13 protein-coding genes are annotated in these 16,512 nt (G+C 69.5%); 11 read left to right on the top strand and 2 right to left on the bottom strand.

Translation table 11 applies throughout. The features are described from left to right. Positions 1–2,176 (bottom strand): glycoside hydrolase family 3 protein (locus tag PCA_RS11820; RefSeq protein ID WP_255436814.1); only part of this gene is annotated, 2,176 nt, incomplete at its 3' end. Between the two features lie 204 nt (positions 2,177–2,380). On the opposite strand from PCA_RS11820, the gene PCA_RS11815 reads away from it, so the two are divergent. Together PCA_RS11815 and PCA_RS11810 are read left to right on the top strand one after the other, a co-directional pair. Beyond that, complete coding sequence (locus tag PCA_RS11815; protein ID WP_181302821.1) at positions 2,381–3,394, top strand: LacI family DNA-binding transcriptional regulator; 1,014 nt, start codon at positions 2,381–2,383, stop codon at positions 3,392–3,394. 168 nt (positions 3,395–3,562) lie between these two features. Next, positions 3,563–4,843, top strand: coding sequence for an MFS transporter (locus tag PCA_RS11810; RefSeq protein ID WP_255436813.1), 1,281 nt, complete (start codon positions 3,563–3,565; stop codon positions 4,841–4,843). A gap of 120 nt (positions 4,844–4,963) precedes the next feature. Here PCA_RS11810 and PCA_RS11805 read toward each other — a convergent pair whose 3' ends face one another. Beyond that, positions 4,964–7,264 (bottom strand): cbb3-type cytochrome c oxidase subunit I, encoded by a 2,301-nt coding sequence (locus PCA_RS11805; RefSeq protein ID WP_181302819.1) that lies wholly within the window; start codon positions 7,262–7,264, stop codon positions 4,964–4,966. Between the two features lie 254 nt (positions 7,265–7,518). Here PCA_RS11805 and hemN point away from each other — a divergent pair, with 254 nt between their 5' ends. The 9 genes from hemN to PCA_RS11760 all read left to right on the top strand — a co-directional run bounded on the left by hemN (position 7,519) and on the right by PCA_RS11760 (position 16,510). After that, positions 7,519–8,916: an oxygen-independent coproporphyrinogen III oxidase gene (gene hemN, locus PCA_RS11800; protein ID WP_181302818.1), complete on the top strand. Its 1,398-nt coding sequence runs from the start codon at positions 7,519–7,521 to the stop codon at positions 8,914–8,916. Then, positions 8,913–9,704, top strand: a complete 792-nt coding sequence (locus PCA_RS11795) for a cyclic nucleotide-binding domain-containing protein (RefSeq protein WP_181302817.1) — start codon at positions 8,913–8,915, stop codon at positions 9,702–9,704. The genes hemN and PCA_RS11795 overlap by 4 nt, the downstream gene beginning before the upstream one ends. 82 nt (positions 9,705–9,786) lie before the next feature. Then, on the top strand, positions 9,787–10,338 hold the full coding sequence (locus PCA_RS11790) for a cytochrome b (RefSeq protein WP_181302816.1): 552 nt from the start codon (positions 9,787–9,789) through the stop codon (positions 10,336–10,338). A gap of 208 nt (positions 10,339–10,546) precedes the next feature. Continuing rightward, the gene (gene nirK, locus PCA_RS11785; RefSeq protein ID WP_255436812.1) at positions 10,547–12,067 is read left to right on the top strand and encodes a copper-containing nitrite reductase; all 1,521 of its coding nucleotides are present in this window, start codon (positions 10,547–10,549) and stop codon (positions 12,065–12,067) included. A 1-nt stretch (position 12,068) separates the two neighbouring features. After that, positions 12,069–12,827 (top strand): formylglycine-generating enzyme family protein, encoded by a 759-nt coding sequence (locus PCA_RS11780; protein ID WP_181302814.1) that lies wholly within the window; start codon positions 12,069–12,071, stop codon positions 12,825–12,827. Positions 12,828–12,963: 136 nt separating this feature from the next. Further along, a complete protein-coding gene (locus PCA_RS11775; RefSeq protein ID WP_181302813.1) occupies positions 12,964–13,530 on the top strand; it encodes an SCO family protein in 567 nt (188 codons plus the stop codon). Positions 13,531–13,645: 115 nt separating this feature from the next. After that, positions 13,646–14,965 (top strand): hypothetical protein, encoded by a 1,320-nt coding sequence (locus tag PCA_RS11770; RefSeq protein ID WP_181302812.1) that lies wholly within the window; start codon positions 13,646–13,648, stop codon positions 14,963–14,965. A gap of 77 nt (positions 14,966–15,042) precedes the next feature. Then, the gene (locus PCA_RS11765; RefSeq protein WP_181302811.1) at positions 15,043–15,285 is read left to right on the top strand and encodes a DUF2249 domain-containing protein; all 243 of its coding nucleotides are present in this window, start codon (positions 15,043–15,045) and stop codon (positions 15,283–15,285) included. After that, entirely contained in the window at positions 15,266–16,510 is a 1,245-nt protein-coding gene (locus PCA_RS11760; RefSeq protein WP_181302810.1) for a hypothetical protein, read from the top strand. Before PCA_RS11765 ends, PCA_RS11760 begins: the two co-directional genes overlap by 20 nt. The last annotated feature ends 2 nt before the right edge of the window (positions 16,511–16,512 follow it).

The following is a 16,512-nucleotide window of genomic DNA, read 5'->3' as shown; positions in this document are numbered from 1 at the left end:
GCCAGGTGATCTGCTTGGCGTCCTGCTGCGTGTTGACCTGCACGGTGCGCAGGCGCAGCACGGGCCTGGCTTCCGGCCAGGCGATTTCGCCGTTGAGATCCGAGCCCACGGCGCGCTCGCCGTGGGCGGCATCGCCATCGGCCAGGTACAGCGCGAAGGGCGCCACGGCGAGGGTGTGGAACACCGGCAGCGTGGACGCGTCGGCGCAGCCCTTGACGTCGGCGTGGTCGGGCAGGGCGGGCAGCTCGTGCCTGCTGGGGTAGCGCAGGCCGTAGCCGGGCTCGAACAGCCAGCGTCCCGCGACTGACTTGGCCGGATCGGAGCAGGGCAGGCCGGGCCATGGGCGGGGCAGGGTTCCGCGGAAGTTGTAGTGCTCGGCGCCCTTGCCGCCGGCGAACAGCACGTCGGCCACGCCGCCGCCTTCGGTGCCGGGCAGCCACGCCATCACGAACGCATCGGCGAGGTTGAGGACGGCATTGACGTAGAGCGGACGGCCCGCCACGAACACCACCACCACCGGCTTGCCTGACTGCGCCACCCGCTTCAGCAGCGCGAGGTCCTGCGGGTAGTGGTCGCTGTAGCGCAGGGTTTCCCACGGCGGGATGTCGCCCATCATCTCCGCGTAGGGCGTTTCGCCGATCACCGCCACGATGGCGTCGTAGTCCTTCGGGTTCACGCCTTGCGCGGTTTCGTCGTAGGTGACGTTGGCCGTGCCGGCGGCCGCGCGCAGGCCGGCGAGGATGGTCTCGCCATGCGGGAAGTCGGCGTTCGTGTTGTCCGTGCCCTGCCAGGTCAGCGACCAGCCGCCGCTCTGGTTCGGCAGGCTGTCCGCGCTCTTGCCCACCACCAGCAGCTTCGCGCCGGGCTTGAGCGGCAGCACGTCGTGGTTGTTCTTCAGCAGCACCAGCGATTCGCGCACCGCGCGCCGCGCCAGCGGGCGATCCTGCAGCAGGTTCGCGTCGCCGGCGCCGGGCAGTTGCGAGGGCCGCTTGCCGTCGAACAGGCCCATGCGCAGCTTGGCGCGGACGATGCGGCTGACGGCGTCGTCGATGCGCGCCATCGGGATCTCGCCGTCCTTCACCTGGCGCATGGTGTTGGCGATGAAGGCCTTCCAGTCGTCGGGCACCATCACCATGTCCATGCCTGCGTTGATCGACTGCGGACAACTTGCGTTGCTGCAGCCGGGCAACTGGCCGATCGCGTTCCAGTCGGACACCACGAAGCCGTGGAAGCCCATCCTGTGCTTCAGCGCATCGGTGAGCAGCGCGTGCGCGCCGGACATCTTGCCGTAGTTCACGCCGTCGGCGATGTCGTTCCAGCTGTTGTAGGACGCCATCACGCTGAGCGTGCCGGCCTGGAGCGCGCCGAAGTAGCCGGCGCCGTGCACGTTGATCATCGTGGCCTTGTCGACCCGCGACTCGCCCTGGTCGACGCCCTGCCAGGTGGAGCCGTCGCCGACGAAGTGCTTGGCGGTGGCCATCACGTTGTGCGGCCCGAAGTCGCCCTGCAGGCCTTCCACGTAGGCACGCGCGTAGTCGTGCACCAGGCCGGGGTCGGTGGAGAAGCTCTCGTAGCTGCGTCCCCAGCGCGCGTTCTGCGCCACCGCCACGGTGGGCGCGAAGGTCCAGGTGACGCCGGTGGCGCGTACCGTTTTCGCGGTGGCTGCGCCGATCTCGCGCACCAGCTCCACGTCGTGGGCGGCGCCGAGGCCGACGTTCTGCGGGAACTGCGTGGCGCCGAACACGTTGTTGTCGCCGTGCACCGCGTCGATGCCCCAGATGATCGGAATCTTCACCGCCATGTCGGTGCCCATCGAGGCGTCGTGGTAGGCGTCGGCGAGCTTGAGCCAGTCCTGGATGCCGGCATGCTTGTTGGCGTGCGGCCAGGAGCCGCCGCCGTTGAGCACCGAGCCGATGTAGTACTGGCGCACCTCGTCCGGGGTGATCGACTTGATCTCGGCCTGGGTCATCTGCCCGACCTTCTGCGCCAGCGTCATGCCGGCCACGATCTTCGCCACGCGTGCGTCGAGCGCAGCGTCAGCGGAGTCCGCGCCCTTGATCGCGGGCCAGTCGGTGTAGTGCGTGGCTGACGGTTGGTCCCTGGCGACGCCAAGCGCGCTGGCCATGCACAGCAAGACCCCCATCCCGGCCAGTCCGCTCCAGTGACGACTCTTCATCAGGTTTTCCCCACGCGTTGTGCGTTGCGGCATGGCCGGCTTTCGCAGTGGGCGCAAGCTAATCAAATGTACCAGCGCTGTCAACAGAATGTACAAGCGCTGTCATTCTTGCTACAAACAGGCGGAATCCGGACGGCCGCGCGCCTTCCGCTTGGGGTAGCATGTGCCGCCGCCCAGTCACACGGCACCGGGGTTTGCCGATCCATGCCTGCAAGAATCGAAGACGTCGCTGCGCACGCCGGCGTATCCACCAAGACGGTGTCGCGTGTGTTGAACGGCCATCCCAGCGTGCGCGCCGTGTTGCGCACGCGGATCGAGGCGTCGATCCGCGCGCTGAACTACGTGCCGAACCCGTCGGCACGGAGCCTGGCGGGGAACCGCTCCTACCTGATCGCGCTGCTGTACGACAACCCGACGTCCGGCTCCAGTTACGTGATGGAGCTGATCGTGGGCGTCCTGCAGGCGTGCAAGGGCACGCCGTACAACGCAGTGCTGCACCCGTTCGAGGCGTCGGACGATCCGGTGGCGCAGATAGACCGCTTCGTGGCGCACCATCGTCCCGACGCTGTGATCCTGGTGCCGCCGCACGCGAACAACCTCAAGCTGCTGCAGCGACTCGACGAACTCGATCTGCGCTACGCGACGATTTCCTCCAGGTCCCACCAGTCGCGCATCGACATCGGCTTCGACGAGCGCAAGGCGGCAGCCGACATCGTCAGGCAGTTGATCGCGCTCGGGCACCGGCGCATCGGCCACGTGGCCGGCCTGAAGGGGCACGGTGCGCACGTGTGGCGGTTGAGCGGCTACCGCGACGCCTTGCGCAAGGCCGGCATCGAGTACGACGAGTCGCTGGTGGTGCCGGGGGATTTCAGCTTCGCCTCCGGCGTGGCCGGGGCGAAGGCCCTGCTCGACCGGCGCAACGCGCCCACGGCGATCTTCGCCGCGAACGACGACATGGCCTGCGGCGTGATGCGCGAGGCGCATGCGCGGGGGCTGGCGATTCCGGGCGATCTTTCGGTGTGCGGCTTCGACGACACGCCGGTGGCGATGCTGGTCTCGCCGGGCCTGACCACCGTGCACCAGCCCTGCCGCGAAATGGGGCGGCTGGCGGTGGAGGGCGTGCTGGCCTCGATCCGCGATCCGGCCCTGCAACTGCAGACGCATGTCCCGTACGCGCTGCAGCCGCGTGCGTCCACGGGCGCGCCTGCGAAGCGGTAGCGTCCGGCGTTTTGCGTGGCGGTCTGCCGGTCGCCGGTGTTCCTGCCGGTCTTGCGAAGCTCCCGCGTCGCAAGACCATGCCGCATGACCTCGTGTTGGGGTGTAATGGACACTTGGGAGGGGCCGGTCGCCGGGCCCGAGCAAGGGGACTGGACCCGCGGGATGCCGATGCAGTTTGCCGAAGACAAGTTCCGCTCCACCGTGCGGGGATGCCCGTCGGCCGTGGCCGGCGGTGGCCGGGTCGGGTGGCCGTTCGTGGCGGCCTACGCGCTGGCCTATACCGGCATGTGGATGGCCTTGCTGTCGCCTGTCCTGGTGGGCCTGACCTTGCGCATCCGCGCGATCGATCCCGTGCATGCCGCCAGCGACCTGTCGCTGGTGATGGGCATGGGCGCCTTGCTCGCGTTGTTCGGCAACCCGTTCTTCGGCCACCTGTCGGACCGCACCACCTGGCGCCACGGCATGCGCCGGCCCTGGCTGCTGGGCGGCGCGCTGGGCGGCATGGCCGGGCTGGCGCTGGTGGCGCAGGCCACGTCGGTGGCGCAGATCCTGGTCGGCTGGTGCATCACCCAGCTTGCCTACAACGCCGAGCTGGCCGCGCTGGTGGCGATCCTGCCCGACCAGGTGCCGCAACGGCAGCGCGGCACGGTGTCCGGCATCATCGGCGTCAGCCTGCCGGTGGGCATGGTGGCGGGCACGTTCCTGGTGCAGGCGATGGCGGGTTCGACGCTGGCGATGTTCCTGGTGCCGGCGACGATTGCGGTCGCCTGTGCGGCGTGGCTGGTCTGGCTGCTGCCGGATCGCCGGCTGCCGCCGTCGCAGCGGCCGCATTACGACCTGCGCGAGCTCCTCGACTGCTTCTGGATCAACCCCCGGCGCTTTCCCGACTTCGGCTGGGCCTGGGGCAGCCGCTTCCTGCTGTTCGCCGGCGTCGCCACGCTGCTGACGTACCAGGGCCTGTACCTGATGGAGCATCAGGGACGCACGCCCGCCGAGGTGCCGCGGCTGATCTTCCTGTCCACGCTGGTGCAGGCCTGCACGGTGACGGTGTTCAGCGTGGTGGGCGGGCGCCTGTCGGACAGCGCCGGGCGGCGCAAGGTGTTCGTGGCCGCCGCGGCGCTGATCTACGCGCTGGCGTTGCTGGTGATCGCGTTCGCGGCCTCGTATGCCTGGTTCCTGGTGGGCATGGCGCTCACCGGCGCCGGCCAGGGCATGTACCTGGCCGTGCACCTGGCGCTGGTGACCGACGTGCTGCCGGACAGCGAGACCCATGCGGCGCGAAACCTCGGCATCCTCAACATCGCAAACGTGCTGCCGCAGTCGCTGGTGCCGGCGCTGGCGCCGGCCGTGCTGGCGGCCAGCGGCGGTTATGCGGCGCTGTTCGTCATCGCGGCGATCCTGGTCGCGCTGGGCGCCTGGGCGATCCGGCCCGTGCGCGGGGTGGGCTGAAGCGCCATCGGCCGACGTTCGATTTCAATCGCCACGGCAAGTGGAGCGGACCGGCAACGCGAAGTGGACGGCCATGAAGGAAAACAGCCGGTGGAGTCCATCCACCGGCTGTTCGCGCAGTTACCGCGCAGCAGGGGCTGCGATGCGGGCCTGGCGCTGGGTCCACAGCTTGGACACGAAGTCCCAGGCCATGAGCAGTGCGCCGACGGCGAACACGATGTCGCCGGGCATGCGCATCCACTGCCAGAACGTGGTGGTGTCGTAGAACGCGAGGCTGCGCGCATAGGCGTAACCGTGCGTGTAGACCGCTTCCAACTGCGGCCAGCCCACCGGATAGAAGTTCATCACGATCCACATCACCAGACCGATGTTGTAGAGCCAGAACGCCCACAGGCCGCAACGGTCGCTCCACGGACGCTCGCCGTTGAAGTAGCGCAGCACCATGTAGAGCAGGCCGATCGCCAGCAGGCCGAAGGCGCCGAACATCGAAGTGTGCGCGTGGTTGAGCGTGAGGAAGGTGCCGTGCTCGTAGTAGTTCACCAGCGGCGCGTTGAGCGTGCCGCCGCCGAACACGCCGGCGCCCACGAAATTCCAGAACGCCGCGCCCAGGATGTAGAGATAGGCCAGCTTGTACGGGAAGCCCTTCTTCTCCCGGATGTGCTTCTGCTGGTCGATCGCCTCCAGCGCCAGCAGCACCAGCGGCAACACCTCGATGAAGGAGAACATGCTGCCCACGCCCACCCACAGGCCGGGCTCGCCGGCCCAGTACAGGTGGTGGCCGGTGCCGAGTACGCCGCCGATGACGATGAGGATCCATTCGAACAGCACCGCGCGCTCAGCCATCTGTCGCGACACCAGCCCCAGCGCCATCAGGAAGTAGCCGGTGACCGACGCGGTGAACAGCTCGAAGGCCAGCTCCACCCACAGGTGCACCACCCACCAGCGCCAGAAGTCGGTGATCGAGAACGAGGGATTGGGCGACGCCAGCGGGATCATGCCGAACACGTAGAACAGGGCCACGGTCAGCGTGCTGATCCACACCAGGTGCTCGATGCGGAACAGGCCGTACAGCGAGCCGCTCTGCCGGAACAGCGTGCGCAACGTGGGTCCGAACGCGCGCAGCAGCACCAGGCACCACACGGCGAGGCCGACGAAGAACAGGATCTGCCAGAAACGCCCCATCTCCAGGTAGGACAGGCCCTGGTTGCCGAACCAGAACCAGTGCTTGTCGACGACGCCGGCGATGCCGAGGTAGTTGCCGGTCAAGGCGCCCGCCACGATGACCACCAGCACCCAGAAGATCGTGTTCACCAGGAAGCGCTGCCCGCGCGGCTCGCCGCGGCCGATGATCGGGGCGAGGAACAGGCCGCCCGCGATCCAGCTCACGCCGATCCACACGATGGGCGCCTGCAGGTGCACGCTGCGCAGGAAGGCGAACGGCAGCCAGCGGTCGATGTCGATGCCGTAGAAGCTGGCGCGCTCGGTGTAGTAGTGCGCCATGATCGAGCCAACGAGGATCTGCACCAGCAGCACGCCGGCCACCACCAGGAAGTACTTCCACAAGGCCTTCTGGCTGGGCGTGGGCGTGCGGAACTTCTCCAGCACGGGCTCGAAGGTTTCGTTCGGCGCCCTGGGCTCGATCCACAGGCGGAAGATCACCAGGATCGCGCCGATGGCGAAGAACACCATGGTGAACGAGGCCCAGGTCCAGGTGAACGTGCTGGGCGTGGGGCTGTTGCCCACCAGCGGTTCGGACGGCCAGTTGCTGGTCCACGAGTAGCCCTTGCCGGGACGGCGCGCAACCGTGGTCAGCGAGGAGTAGAGCAGGAAGTCGGCGGTCTGCCGTGCGCTATCGGCATTCAGCGAGCGGGCGCCGGTATAGCCCTTGGTGAAGTTGTCGGTGCGCAGGGATTCGCCGATGCGCTCGCGCAACGTGGCGATGGCCTTGGCCACCGCGTCGGGCAGCACCACTTGCGGCTGGCTGAGGTCGATGCCCTGCAGTTCCGTGCGCATGGCCGTGGTGATGCCGGACTGCTGCTCGGCACTGATCGCGTCGAACGGCTGGCCGTGGCGTTCCAGCGCCAGGTTGTTCTGCACTTCCTTCGCCAGTTGCACGAGGTATTCGGCGGTGTAGTCCTCGCCGAAGGCCGAGCCCATGCCGTACAGGCTGCCGTAGTCCATCAGGTCGGCTTTCTGGAAACCGGACTTGCCGGCGACGATGTCGGCGTAGGTCAGTACCGGCGTGCCATTGGCGGTGGCCATCGATTGCGGGATCGGGGCGGCCTGCTGGTAGGTGCTGCGCGTGGCCGCCAGCATGCCGAGCGAGCAGGCGATGGTGACGGCGACGAGTATCCAGACTAGCACCCGGCTGGTGCGGTCCTGCGGACCGGCCTGGTCCGCAGGTAAGGTGTCTGAGGCCATGCAAATCTCCTTGGGAGAGTGGATTGGAGGGAAGCGCGGCCGGCATGCTATGCCCCGCGAAAACAGCTCTCCTGATCTGCATCAAGCGAGCATTCGTTCGTGCTGCCGGCGCTGCGGCATTTCGACTCACGGACGATCGCGCCGATCGGCGGGCGCGCAGGGCGCAGCGGAATTCGACGCTGCCGCGCGCGGGCAGGCGCGCAGCCTTGACATGAGTCAATGCCTTCCCGCCGGCGCGTACGCACACTTCGTCCATGAGCCACGTCATCCAGATCCCCGAATTCGACCCCGCGTTGATCGCGCGCTACGACGTGGCCGGGCCGCGTTACACGAGCTATCCCACGGCGCCGCAGTTCCACGGCAGTTTCGACGAGCGCTCGCTGCGCTCGGCGATCCAGGCCTCCAACGAAGAGCCGATCCCGCGCTCGCTGTCGCTGTACGTGCACGTGCCGTTCTGCGTCAGCCCGTGCTTCTACTGCGGCTGCAACCGCATCATCACCCGCGACGTGGGCAAGGCCGACCGCTATCTGGAACGGCTGTACCGCGAGGTGGAGCTGGTGGCGCGGTTGTTCGACCGCGACCGCCAGGTGACGCAGCTGCACTTCGGCGGCGGCACGCCGAACTTCCTCGACGTGCCGCGCATGCAGGAGCTGATGGGCGTGCTGGCGCGCCACTTCAGCTTCAGCCCGGACAGCAGCCGCGAGTTCGGCATCGAGATCGACCCGCGCTTCGCCGACGCCGACTACATCCGCGGCATCGGCGAGCTGGGCTTCAACCGCATCTCGGTGGGCATCCAGGATTTCGATCCGGCGGTGCAGGAGGCGGTGAACCGCATCCAGAGCGTGGCGCAGACCCGCGAGGTGCTGGAGACGGCGCGCGCCAGCGGCTTCCGTTCCAGCAGCGTGGACCTGATCTACGGCCTGCCGCGGCAGACCGTGGCCGGCTTCGAGCACACGCTGGACGAGGTGATCGCGCTGGCGCCGGACCGCGTGGCGGTCTACGCCTACGCGCACCTGCCGGAGATGTTCAAGGCGCAGCGGCAGATCAACGCGGACGAGCTGCCCGATCCCGCCACGCGCCTGGCCCTGATCGGCCGCGCGCTGGCCCGCCTCGGCGAGGCCGGCTACGTCTACGTGGGCATGGATCACTTCGCCCGCGCCGACGACGAACTGGTGACGGCGCAGCGCGCCGGCACCTTGCAGCGCAATTTCCAGGGCTATTCCACCCATGGCGAATGCGACATCGTGGGCCTGGGCGTCAGCGCGATCGGCCGCATCGGCGACAGCTACAGCCAGAGCGCGCGCGACCTCACCGGCTACTACGCCGCGCTGGACAACGGCCGCCTGCCGATCGCGCGCGGGCTGTCGCTGAACACCGACGACCTGATCCGCCGCGAGGTGATCGTCCAGCTGATGTGCTACGGCGAACTGGACATGCCGGAATTCGGCGCGCAGCGCGGGCTCGTGTTCGCGGAATACTTCGAGGCCGAGATGGAGCGCCTGCACGCGCTGGCCGGCGACGGCCTGGTGACGCTGGACGAGCGCATGATCCGGGTCACCCCGCGCGGCCGCCTGCTGCTGCGCATCGTGGCGATGTGCTTCGACGCCTACCTCGGCAGGGCGGCGGCGCCCCGGTTCTCGCGCGCGATATGAGCACCGGAACGGTGCACGGGTCTTCCGCGGGCGCCGGCCAACCTCCCTCCGCCGGACGCCCGGGCGTCACGGCGGTGTTCCCGGCGGACGTCGCCTCGGATTTCTGCCGCAGCTGCGCGCTGTCCAGCGCGTGCGCCATGGTGGGCTACGGCAGGCCCGAGCTGTCGCCGCTGCACGGCCTGATGCAACACCTGGGCCCGTACCGCGCCGGCGAGACGGTGTTCCGCCAGGGCGATCCGTTCGAGTCGGTGTTCGCGGTGCGCGCCGGCACCGTGAAGACGCGCCAGCTGGACCAGCACGGCCGCGAACACGTGCTGGGCTTCTTCCTGCCGGGCGAGGTGATCGGCCTGGACGCGATCTATCCGGATCGCTTTCCCTGCGACGCGGTAGCGCTGGAGGATGCGCAGTTCTGCCGCTTCTCCTTCCCCGCGATGAGCGAGCTGGCCACGCAGCAGCCGGCGATACAGCGGCACCTGTTCCAGCTGATCAGCCGGCAGTTGAGCATGGCGCGGCTGCTGGCCGGCGACCACAGCGCGGACGAGCGCATGGCGGCGTTCCTGGTCGATCTCGGCGAGCGCTACGCGGCGCGCGGTTTCCCGGGCACGCACTTCCACCTCAGCATGTCGCGCAGCGACATCGCGAACCATCTCAACCTCGCCGCCGAAACGGTGAGCCGCACCTTGAGCCGTTTCCGCGCGAAGGGGCTGGTGGTGATCAAGGGCCGCATGCTGCACCTGCATGCGCCGGAGCAGTTGCGCGAGCTGGGCCAGAACCTGCTGGTGGCCTGAGCGGCAGGGGCCGCCAGGGCACGTCCGGCGGCGGCAACGACGGGACCGCAAGCATCCATGGGGCTCAACGGAGGGAGTACGCATGAACCGCAGACATGCCACAGGACGTTACGGCAGCGCCGTGATCGCGCTGCACTGGCTCACCGTGCTGCTGCTGATCGCCGTCTACGCGCTGATCGAATTGCGCGGCATCTATCCGCGCGGCAGCGATGCGCATGCGGCGATGAAGACCTGGCATTTCGTGCTGGGCCTGACGGTGCTGGCGCTGCTGCCGCTGCGGCTGGCCCTGCGCGCCGCCGACGGCGCACCGCCGCCGATCCGGCCGCCGCTGCCGGTCTGGCAGGCGCGCCTCGCCGGCCTGGTGCATCTGGCCTTGTACGCGTTCCTGCTGGCGATGCCCTTGCTGGGCTGGTTCACGCTGAGCGCGCTGGGCAAGCCGGTGCCGTTCTTCGGGCTGGAGTTGCCTGCATTGATCGCGGCGGACGACACGCTGGGCCATTCGCTGGAGGGCATCCACGAGACCATCGGCACGCTGGGCTACTGGCTGATCGGCCTGCATGCCGCCGCCGCGCTGTTCCACCACGGGTGGATGCGCGACAACACCTTGCGCCGCATGCTTCCGCGCCGCGGCTGAGGCGCCCGCCGCCACGCGCGAACCCGCGCGTTCCCGACGCAGACGGCCCGCCCACGCGGGCCGTTTCTTTCCTGCCCGGGAACATCGCGGCAGGCCCGTGCCCGCAGGCTCTGTGGCGGCTTGACGCAGCACTTTTCGCACTTGATCACGGTCAAGCGGAGGCCCGCACGCAGTGGGCACGATGGCGTCGACAACAAGGAGCCACACCATGAAGTACGCACTTTGTATTGCCGCGATGACCGCCACGCTGCTGCTTGCCGCGTGCGGCGGTTCGCGCGACGTGGCAACGGCGGCCCTGGCGGGGGATGCGCATGCCGCCCCGGCGCCGACCGGCCTCGGCGCCCCCGTCGATTTCGGTCCGCCCCAGGGCCAGCCCATCCACGCGGTGCTGACCAGCCCGCCGCACGTGCCGCCGCCGGTCAATCGCAACTATCCGGCCAAGGTCATCGTGGACCTGGAAGTGGTGGAGAAGGAGATGCAGATCTCCGAGGGCGTCAGCTACACGTTCTGGACCTTCGGCGGCACCGTGCCGGGCAGCTTCATCCGCGTGCGCCAGGGCGACACGGTGGAGTTCCACCTGAAGAACGCGCCGGACAGCAAGATGCCGCACAACATCGACCTGCACGGCGTCACCGGACCCGGCGGCGGCGCGGCGTCCAGCTTCACCGCGCCCGGCCACCAGTCGCAGTTCACGTTCAAGGCGCTGAACCAGGGCATCTACGTCTACCACTGCGCCACCGCGCCGGTGGGCATGCACATCGCGAACGGCATGTACGGCCTGATCCTGGTCGAGCCGCCGGAGGGCCTGCCGCCGGTCGACCACGAGTACTACGTGATGCAGGGCGACTTCTACACCACGGGCAAGTACCGCGAGAAGGGCTTGCAGCCGTTCGACATGGAGAAGGCGATCGACGAGAAGCCGACCTACGTGTTGTTCAACGGCAAGGAAGGCGCGCTCACCGGCGACAACGCACTGACGGCCAAGACCAACCAGAACGTGCGCCTGTTCGTGGGCAACGGCGGTCCCAACCTGGTGTCCAGCTTCCACGTCATCGGCGAGATCTTCGACCGCGTGCAGCCCGAAGGCGGCACGGTGGCCCAGCACAACGTGCAGACCACGCTGATCCCGGCGGGCGGCGCGGCGATCGTGGAGTTCCACACCGACGTGCCGGGCAGCTACGTGCTGGTCGACCATTCGATCTTCCGCGCATTCAACAAGGGCGCGCTGGGCATCCTCAAGGTGGACGGCCCGGAGAACAAGGCGATCTATTCGGGCAAGGAGGTCGACTCGGTGTACCTGGGCGACCGTTCTGAGCCGAACCTGAAGGCGGTCAGCACGGCGGCCACCGCGCACGCGGCCGGCACGCTGACCAAGGAAGACCAGATCGCCGCCGGCAAGCAGCTGTTCACCGGCACCTGCTCGGTCTGCCACCAGGCGAACGGCGAAGGCCTGCCGAACGTGTTCCCGCCGCTGGCCAAGTCCGATTTCCTGGCGGCCGATCCGAAGCGCGCGATGACCATCGTCACCCACGGCCTGAGCGGCAAGGTCAAGGTCAACGGGCACGAGTACGACTCGGTGATGCCGCCGATGGCCCAGCTCACCGACGACGAGGTGGCGAACATCCTCACCTACGTGATCAACAGCTGGGGCAACCCGGGCGGCCAGTACACCAAGGAAGAAGTGGGCAAGGCCCGCGCGGCGGCCACTCCGGCGGCTGCGGAGCACTGACATGCTCACCCGGCTGGCCATGGCCCTGGGCCTGATGCTGGCACTGCCGGCAGCGGCGGCAGACTACGCCGCCCTGCCGGGAGGTCGCTTCGCCAGCGTGCTGCCGGCGGACGGCAAGGCGGCGCCGGCGCAGGTCGCGCCGTTCCGCCTGCGCACCGAGCCGGTCACCAACGCCGAGTTCCTGGCCTTCGTGAAGACCCATCCGGAATGGCGACGCGACCACGTCGCCAGCATCCTCGCCGACGCACGCTATCTCAGCCACTGGGCCGGTCCGGCCACGCTGGGCGGCGAGGCGAAGCCGCGCCAGCCGGTGACTAGGGTGAGCTGGTTCGCGGCCCAGGCCTATTGCGAAAGCGAAGGCGCGCGCCTGCCCACCTGGTACGAATGGGAATACGCCGCCGCGGCCGACGCCACCCGGCACGACGCGCGCAGCGATCCCGCCTGGCGCGAGCGCCTGCTGGCCTGGTACTCGCGCCCGTCCAACGCGCCGCTGCCCGACATCGGCGGTGCCGCGAACGCGTACGGCGTGCGCGACGTCACCCAGCCGGTGTGGGAGTGGGTGGATGATTTCAATGCATTGCTGGTCGCCAGCGACAGCCGCGACCAGAACGACCCCGACCTCCTGAAGTTCTGCGGCGCAGGCGCCGTCAGCCTGCAGCAGAAGGAGAACTACGCGGTGCTGATGCGCATCGCCATGCTCTCCGCGCTGAAGGCCTCGGACACCACCAACAACATGGGTTTCCGTTGCGCGAAACCCTGATCGTCCCCGGCCGTCAGGCGGCCCGAGGCCGGGTCGCGCGCGTGGGCTCGCCCGGCGGGCCAGCGGCGAACCGGACCAGCGCGGGACCGCGTTCGTCCGTCCCGAGTACGGCGTGGCGAGTCATGCGAGGTACCCCATGAAACGATTGCTGCTGCTTTTCGTCCTGATGCTTGCGTTCGGCGCGGTGCATGCGGCCGGGCCGTTGCCCGGCGACTCCGTGTACAACCTCAAGGTGCAGCTCACCGACCAGGACGGCCACCGGCAACTGCTGTCCGAACGGCGCGGCCGCCCGCAGCTGGTGACCATGTTCTACGGCTCCTGCCAGATGGTCTGCCCGATGATCATCGACAGCATGCGCGCCACCCGCAAGGCGCTGGATCCCGCCGAGCGCGCCCGGATCGACCTGCTGGCGGTGAGCTTCGACCCGGCCCGCGACAGCGTGGCGGCGCTGCGCGACTACGCCGCGAAACGCCAGCTGGACGCCCCGGCGTGGACGCTGGCGCGCGCCGAGCCGGCCGAGGTGCGCCAGCTCTCCGGCGTGCTTGGCCTGCAGTACCGCCAGTTGCCCGACGGCGAATTCAATCATTCCAGCGAGCTGATCCTGCTCGATGCCGATGGTCGCATCGTGACGCGCACCAGCCGCATCGGCCGGCTCGATCCGGCGTTCGTCGAGGCGATCAAGCGCCACCTCGGCGGAACTTGAACCGACGCCCGCGCACGTCCCGCACGACGACAGGCATTGCGCGCGGGCGTGCCCGCGACGGCCGCGTCGCGCCTGCGGGCCGCCGCCGCTCTTTTTCCCTGCTTGGAGTTTCCCCATGCGCCACACCCTGATTGCCCTTGCTGCCGCCGTCGTGCTGGGCAGCGCGAGCTTCGGCGCCCATGCCGACACCCTCGGCGACGTCTTCACCCAAGGCCACGCCGACGGTGAGCTGCGCCTCTACAATTTCGACCGCATCTACGACAGCAACGCCAAGCCCGACGCGCACGCGCTGTCCGGCGCGCTGCTGCTGAACCTGCGCACGGCGGAATTCGGCGACGGCTTCAGCCTGGGCGCCTCGCTGCTGACCGCGAACGCGCTCGGCACGCGCCCGTCCAACCCGGACAAGCTCGACACCACCATGATGGGCGACGGCAACAGCCTCAGCGCGCTGGGCCAGGCCTACGTGCAGTACAAGAACCACGGCGTGCTGGTGCGCGCCGGCCAGCAGTACCTCAACACGCCGTGGATGGGCAGCAGCGACGCGCGCGTGCTGCCGGCGTCCTACCAGGCGGTGCTGGCCGGGTTCACCCCGGCCAAGGGCTGGGACATCTACGGGCTGCGCAGCTTCGGCTGGAAGAGCCGCACCTCGGACGGCTACCACTTCGACAACCTCTACTACCCGGTCGCCTACCGCGGCGATGCGCTGTACGGCGGCATCGCCGGACTGCCCGCCACCGCGAAGACGACGCCCGGCACCTGGGCGCTGGGCACCACCTGGGAGTCCCGTGGCTTCAAGGGCCAGGCCTGGTATTACGACTTCATCGACTTCGCGCGCATGGGCTACGCCGACGGCAGCTACACGTTCAAGACCGGCAGCGGCTTCGACCCGTTCGTCGCCGCGCAGTACGTCGAGGAGCACGCCGGCTCGGGCAGCATCCCCGCCGAGAGCGGGCTGGCCCTGTTCGGCGTGGGCGGCCACAAGGTGGACAGCCGCGCATGGGGCGCGAACGCCGGCATCAACATCCCGCACGGCAAGTTCGACGTGTCCTGGAACCGGATCGGCCAGCAGGGCGGGGCGATCGGCGGCGGGGCGCTGGTTTCGCCGTATACCGCGGGCTGGGCCAGCGATCCGCTGTACACCACGTCGATGATCCGCGGCCTGGTGGAGCAGGGGCCGGGCACGGCGTGGAAGGCCCGCTTCTCCTACGGCCTGCTGGACGACCGCCTGCTGCTGACCGCCGCCTACGCCAGCTACGAGACGAAGCTGCGCGGCGACAGCCACGACGTCTACTTCGACGCCATCTACAACTTCGACGGCTACCTGAAGGGCTTGTCGCTGCGCAACCGCTGGGAGCGGTCCACCGGCGGTACGGGCCTCAATCCGGGCAACCGGCCCTTCGTCTACAACCGCCTGATGGTCGCGTACAAGTTCTGACCCACGACCCGCGCCACCGTGCCGCCGCTTGACCTGCGTCAGCGCCGGCACGGCAGCGCCGGTGCTGCAATGCCGGCATGCCTTCCCACGAACTCGACCTGCGTCATCTCGAGGCGCCCGAACCCATGGTGCGGGCGCTGGACGCCGCGAACCGGCTGGCGCCGGGCGGCGCGGTGGCCATCGTGGCGCCGCGCCTGCCGCGTCCGCTGCTGATGGAACTCGCCCATATGGGCTTCGACGCGGAGCCGGAAGAAGCGCAGGCGGACGGCAGCGTGCGCGTGGTGATCCGGCGCCCCGACGATGCCGAAACTGCGGCTTGAACAGGCGCCGGCGGCGACGTTGCCGCTGCGCTTCCTGCTGGCGATGCCGTGCTGGGGCATCGCGGGTGGCGTGCTGCTGCTGATCGACGGCGCCGCGCCGCTGCATTCGCGCTGGCATCCGGCCACCCTGGCGCTGGTGCACGCATGGGCGCTGGGCGTGCTGGGCAACGCGATGTTCGGCAGCCTGTTGCAGTTCCTGCCGGTGGCGGTGGGCGCGGAGCTGCGCTGGCGCCGCAGCGCGCCGTGGCTGCACGCGACGTTCAATCTCGGCGTGCTGCTGCTGGTGGCGGGCTTGCATGCCGGTGCGCATCGCCTGCTGTCCGCGGCGGGCGTGCTGCTGCCGCTGGCCTTCCTGTGGCTGGCGGCGATGACGCTGCCCGGCCTGTTCGTTGCCACGGGGGAACGTCTGCTGCGCGCGGGCATCGCCGCCGCGCTGGGCTACGGCGTGGCGGCCGCGCTGGCGGGCGGCGCGCTCGCGCTGTTGATCGCCGGCCGGCAACCGTGGCCGGCGGCCGCGGTGGACGCGCACGCGGCGTTCGGCGTGCTGGGCTGGATGGTGCTGCTGCTCGCCGCGGTGGGACGGGTCACCATGCCGATGTTCCAGGCCACCGGCAGCGTGCCGGCGCGCGCGCAGGCGACCTGGCTGGGCGTCGTCGCGCTGGCGCTGCCGCTGGCGGCGGCATGGCATCTCGCGCACGGCGCGGATGGCGTGCTGCCGTGGGTGGTGGCGCTGGGCGGCGCCACGTTCGCGCTGGCCGCGGCGTGGCTGCAGTGGCCGGTGCCGGTGGCGCGCCGCAATCCGCTGTACCGGCAATGGCGCCTGGGCCTGATCGCGTTGCTGCTGGCCGCGGTGGCGCTGCTGGCCGGCCGCGGCCCGCTGGCCGCTGCGCTGGCGCTGGGCGTTGGCCTGCCGCTGCTGGTCGGCGCGATGCTGCTGGAGATCGTGCCCTTCATCGCCTGGATCGGCCTGCGCCACCAGATCCGGCGCGGCGTGCAGATTCCCGGCGTGCAGCGCCTGCTGCCGGATGTGCACAAACGACGCGTCCTGCTGGCGCAGGCCGCGGCCGCGCCGTTGCTGGTGGCCGCCGTGTGCTGGCCGCAGCCGTGGCTGGCGCGCCTCGCCGGCCTGGCGCAGGTGGGCGCCTGGGCGGTGCATGGCCACGCCGCGTGGGGCGCGCTGCGCGCCGCGCACGGCTTTGCCCGCCGCGTGGAAAAACCTGTCTGAGG

The sequence above is a fragment of the Rhodanobacter sp. PCA2 genome (genome assembly GCF_013620825.1).
Classification (GTDB): domain Bacteria; phylum Pseudomonadota; class Gammaproteobacteria; order Xanthomonadales; family Rhodanobacteraceae; genus Rhodanobacter_A.
The sequence above is the reverse complement of the archived record's forward strand: the minus strand, read 5'-3'. Positions and strand labels throughout refer to the sequence as shown.

Excerpts from the sequence above, each read along its gene's own strand:
- PCA_RS11810 (WP_255436813.1), top strand. The coding sequence starts at position 3,563 with ATGCAGTTTGCCGAAGACAAGTTCCGCTCCACCGTGCGGGGATGCCCG.
- PCA_RS11795 (WP_181302817.1), top strand. The coding sequence starts at position 8,913 with ATGAGCACCGGAACGGTGCACGGGTCTTCCGCGGGCGCCGGCCAACCT.
- PCA_RS11780 (WP_181302814.1), top strand. The coding sequence starts at position 12,069 with ATGCTCACCCGGCTGGCCATGGCCCTGGGCCTGATGCTGGCACTGCCG.
- PCA_RS11775 (WP_181302813.1), top strand. The coding sequence starts at position 12,964 with ATGAAACGATTGCTGCTGCTTTTCGTCCTGATGCTTGCGTTCGGCGCG.
- hemN (WP_181302818.1), top strand. The coding sequence starts at position 7,519 with ATGAGCCACGTCATCCAGATCCCCGAATTCGACCCCGCGTTGATCGCG.
- PCA_RS11790 (WP_181302816.1), top strand. The coding sequence starts at position 9,787 with ATGAACCGCAGACATGCCACAGGACGTTACGGCAGCGCCGTGATCGCG.
- PCA_RS11805 (WP_181302819.1), bottom strand. The coding sequence starts at position 7,264 with ATGGCCTCAGACACCTTACCTGCGGACCAGGCCGGTCCGCAGGACCGC.
- PCA_RS11815 (WP_181302821.1), top strand. The coding sequence starts at position 2,381 with ATGCCTGCAAGAATCGAAGACGTCGCTGCGCACGCCGGCGTATCCACC.
- nirK (WP_255436812.1), top strand. The coding sequence starts at position 10,547 with ATGAAGTACGCACTTTGTATTGCCGCGATGACCGCCACGCTGCTGCTT.
- PCA_RS11760 (WP_181302810.1), top strand. The coding sequence starts at position 15,266 with ATGCCGAAACTGCGGCTTGAACAGGCGCCGGCGGCGACGTTGCCGCTG.
- PCA_RS11765 (WP_181302811.1), top strand. The coding sequence starts at position 15,043 with ATGCCTTCCCACGAACTCGACCTGCGTCATCTCGAGGCGCCCGAACCC.
- PCA_RS11770 (WP_181302812.1), top strand. The coding sequence starts at position 13,646 with ATGCGCCACACCCTGATTGCCCTTGCTGCCGCCGTCGTGCTGGGCAGC.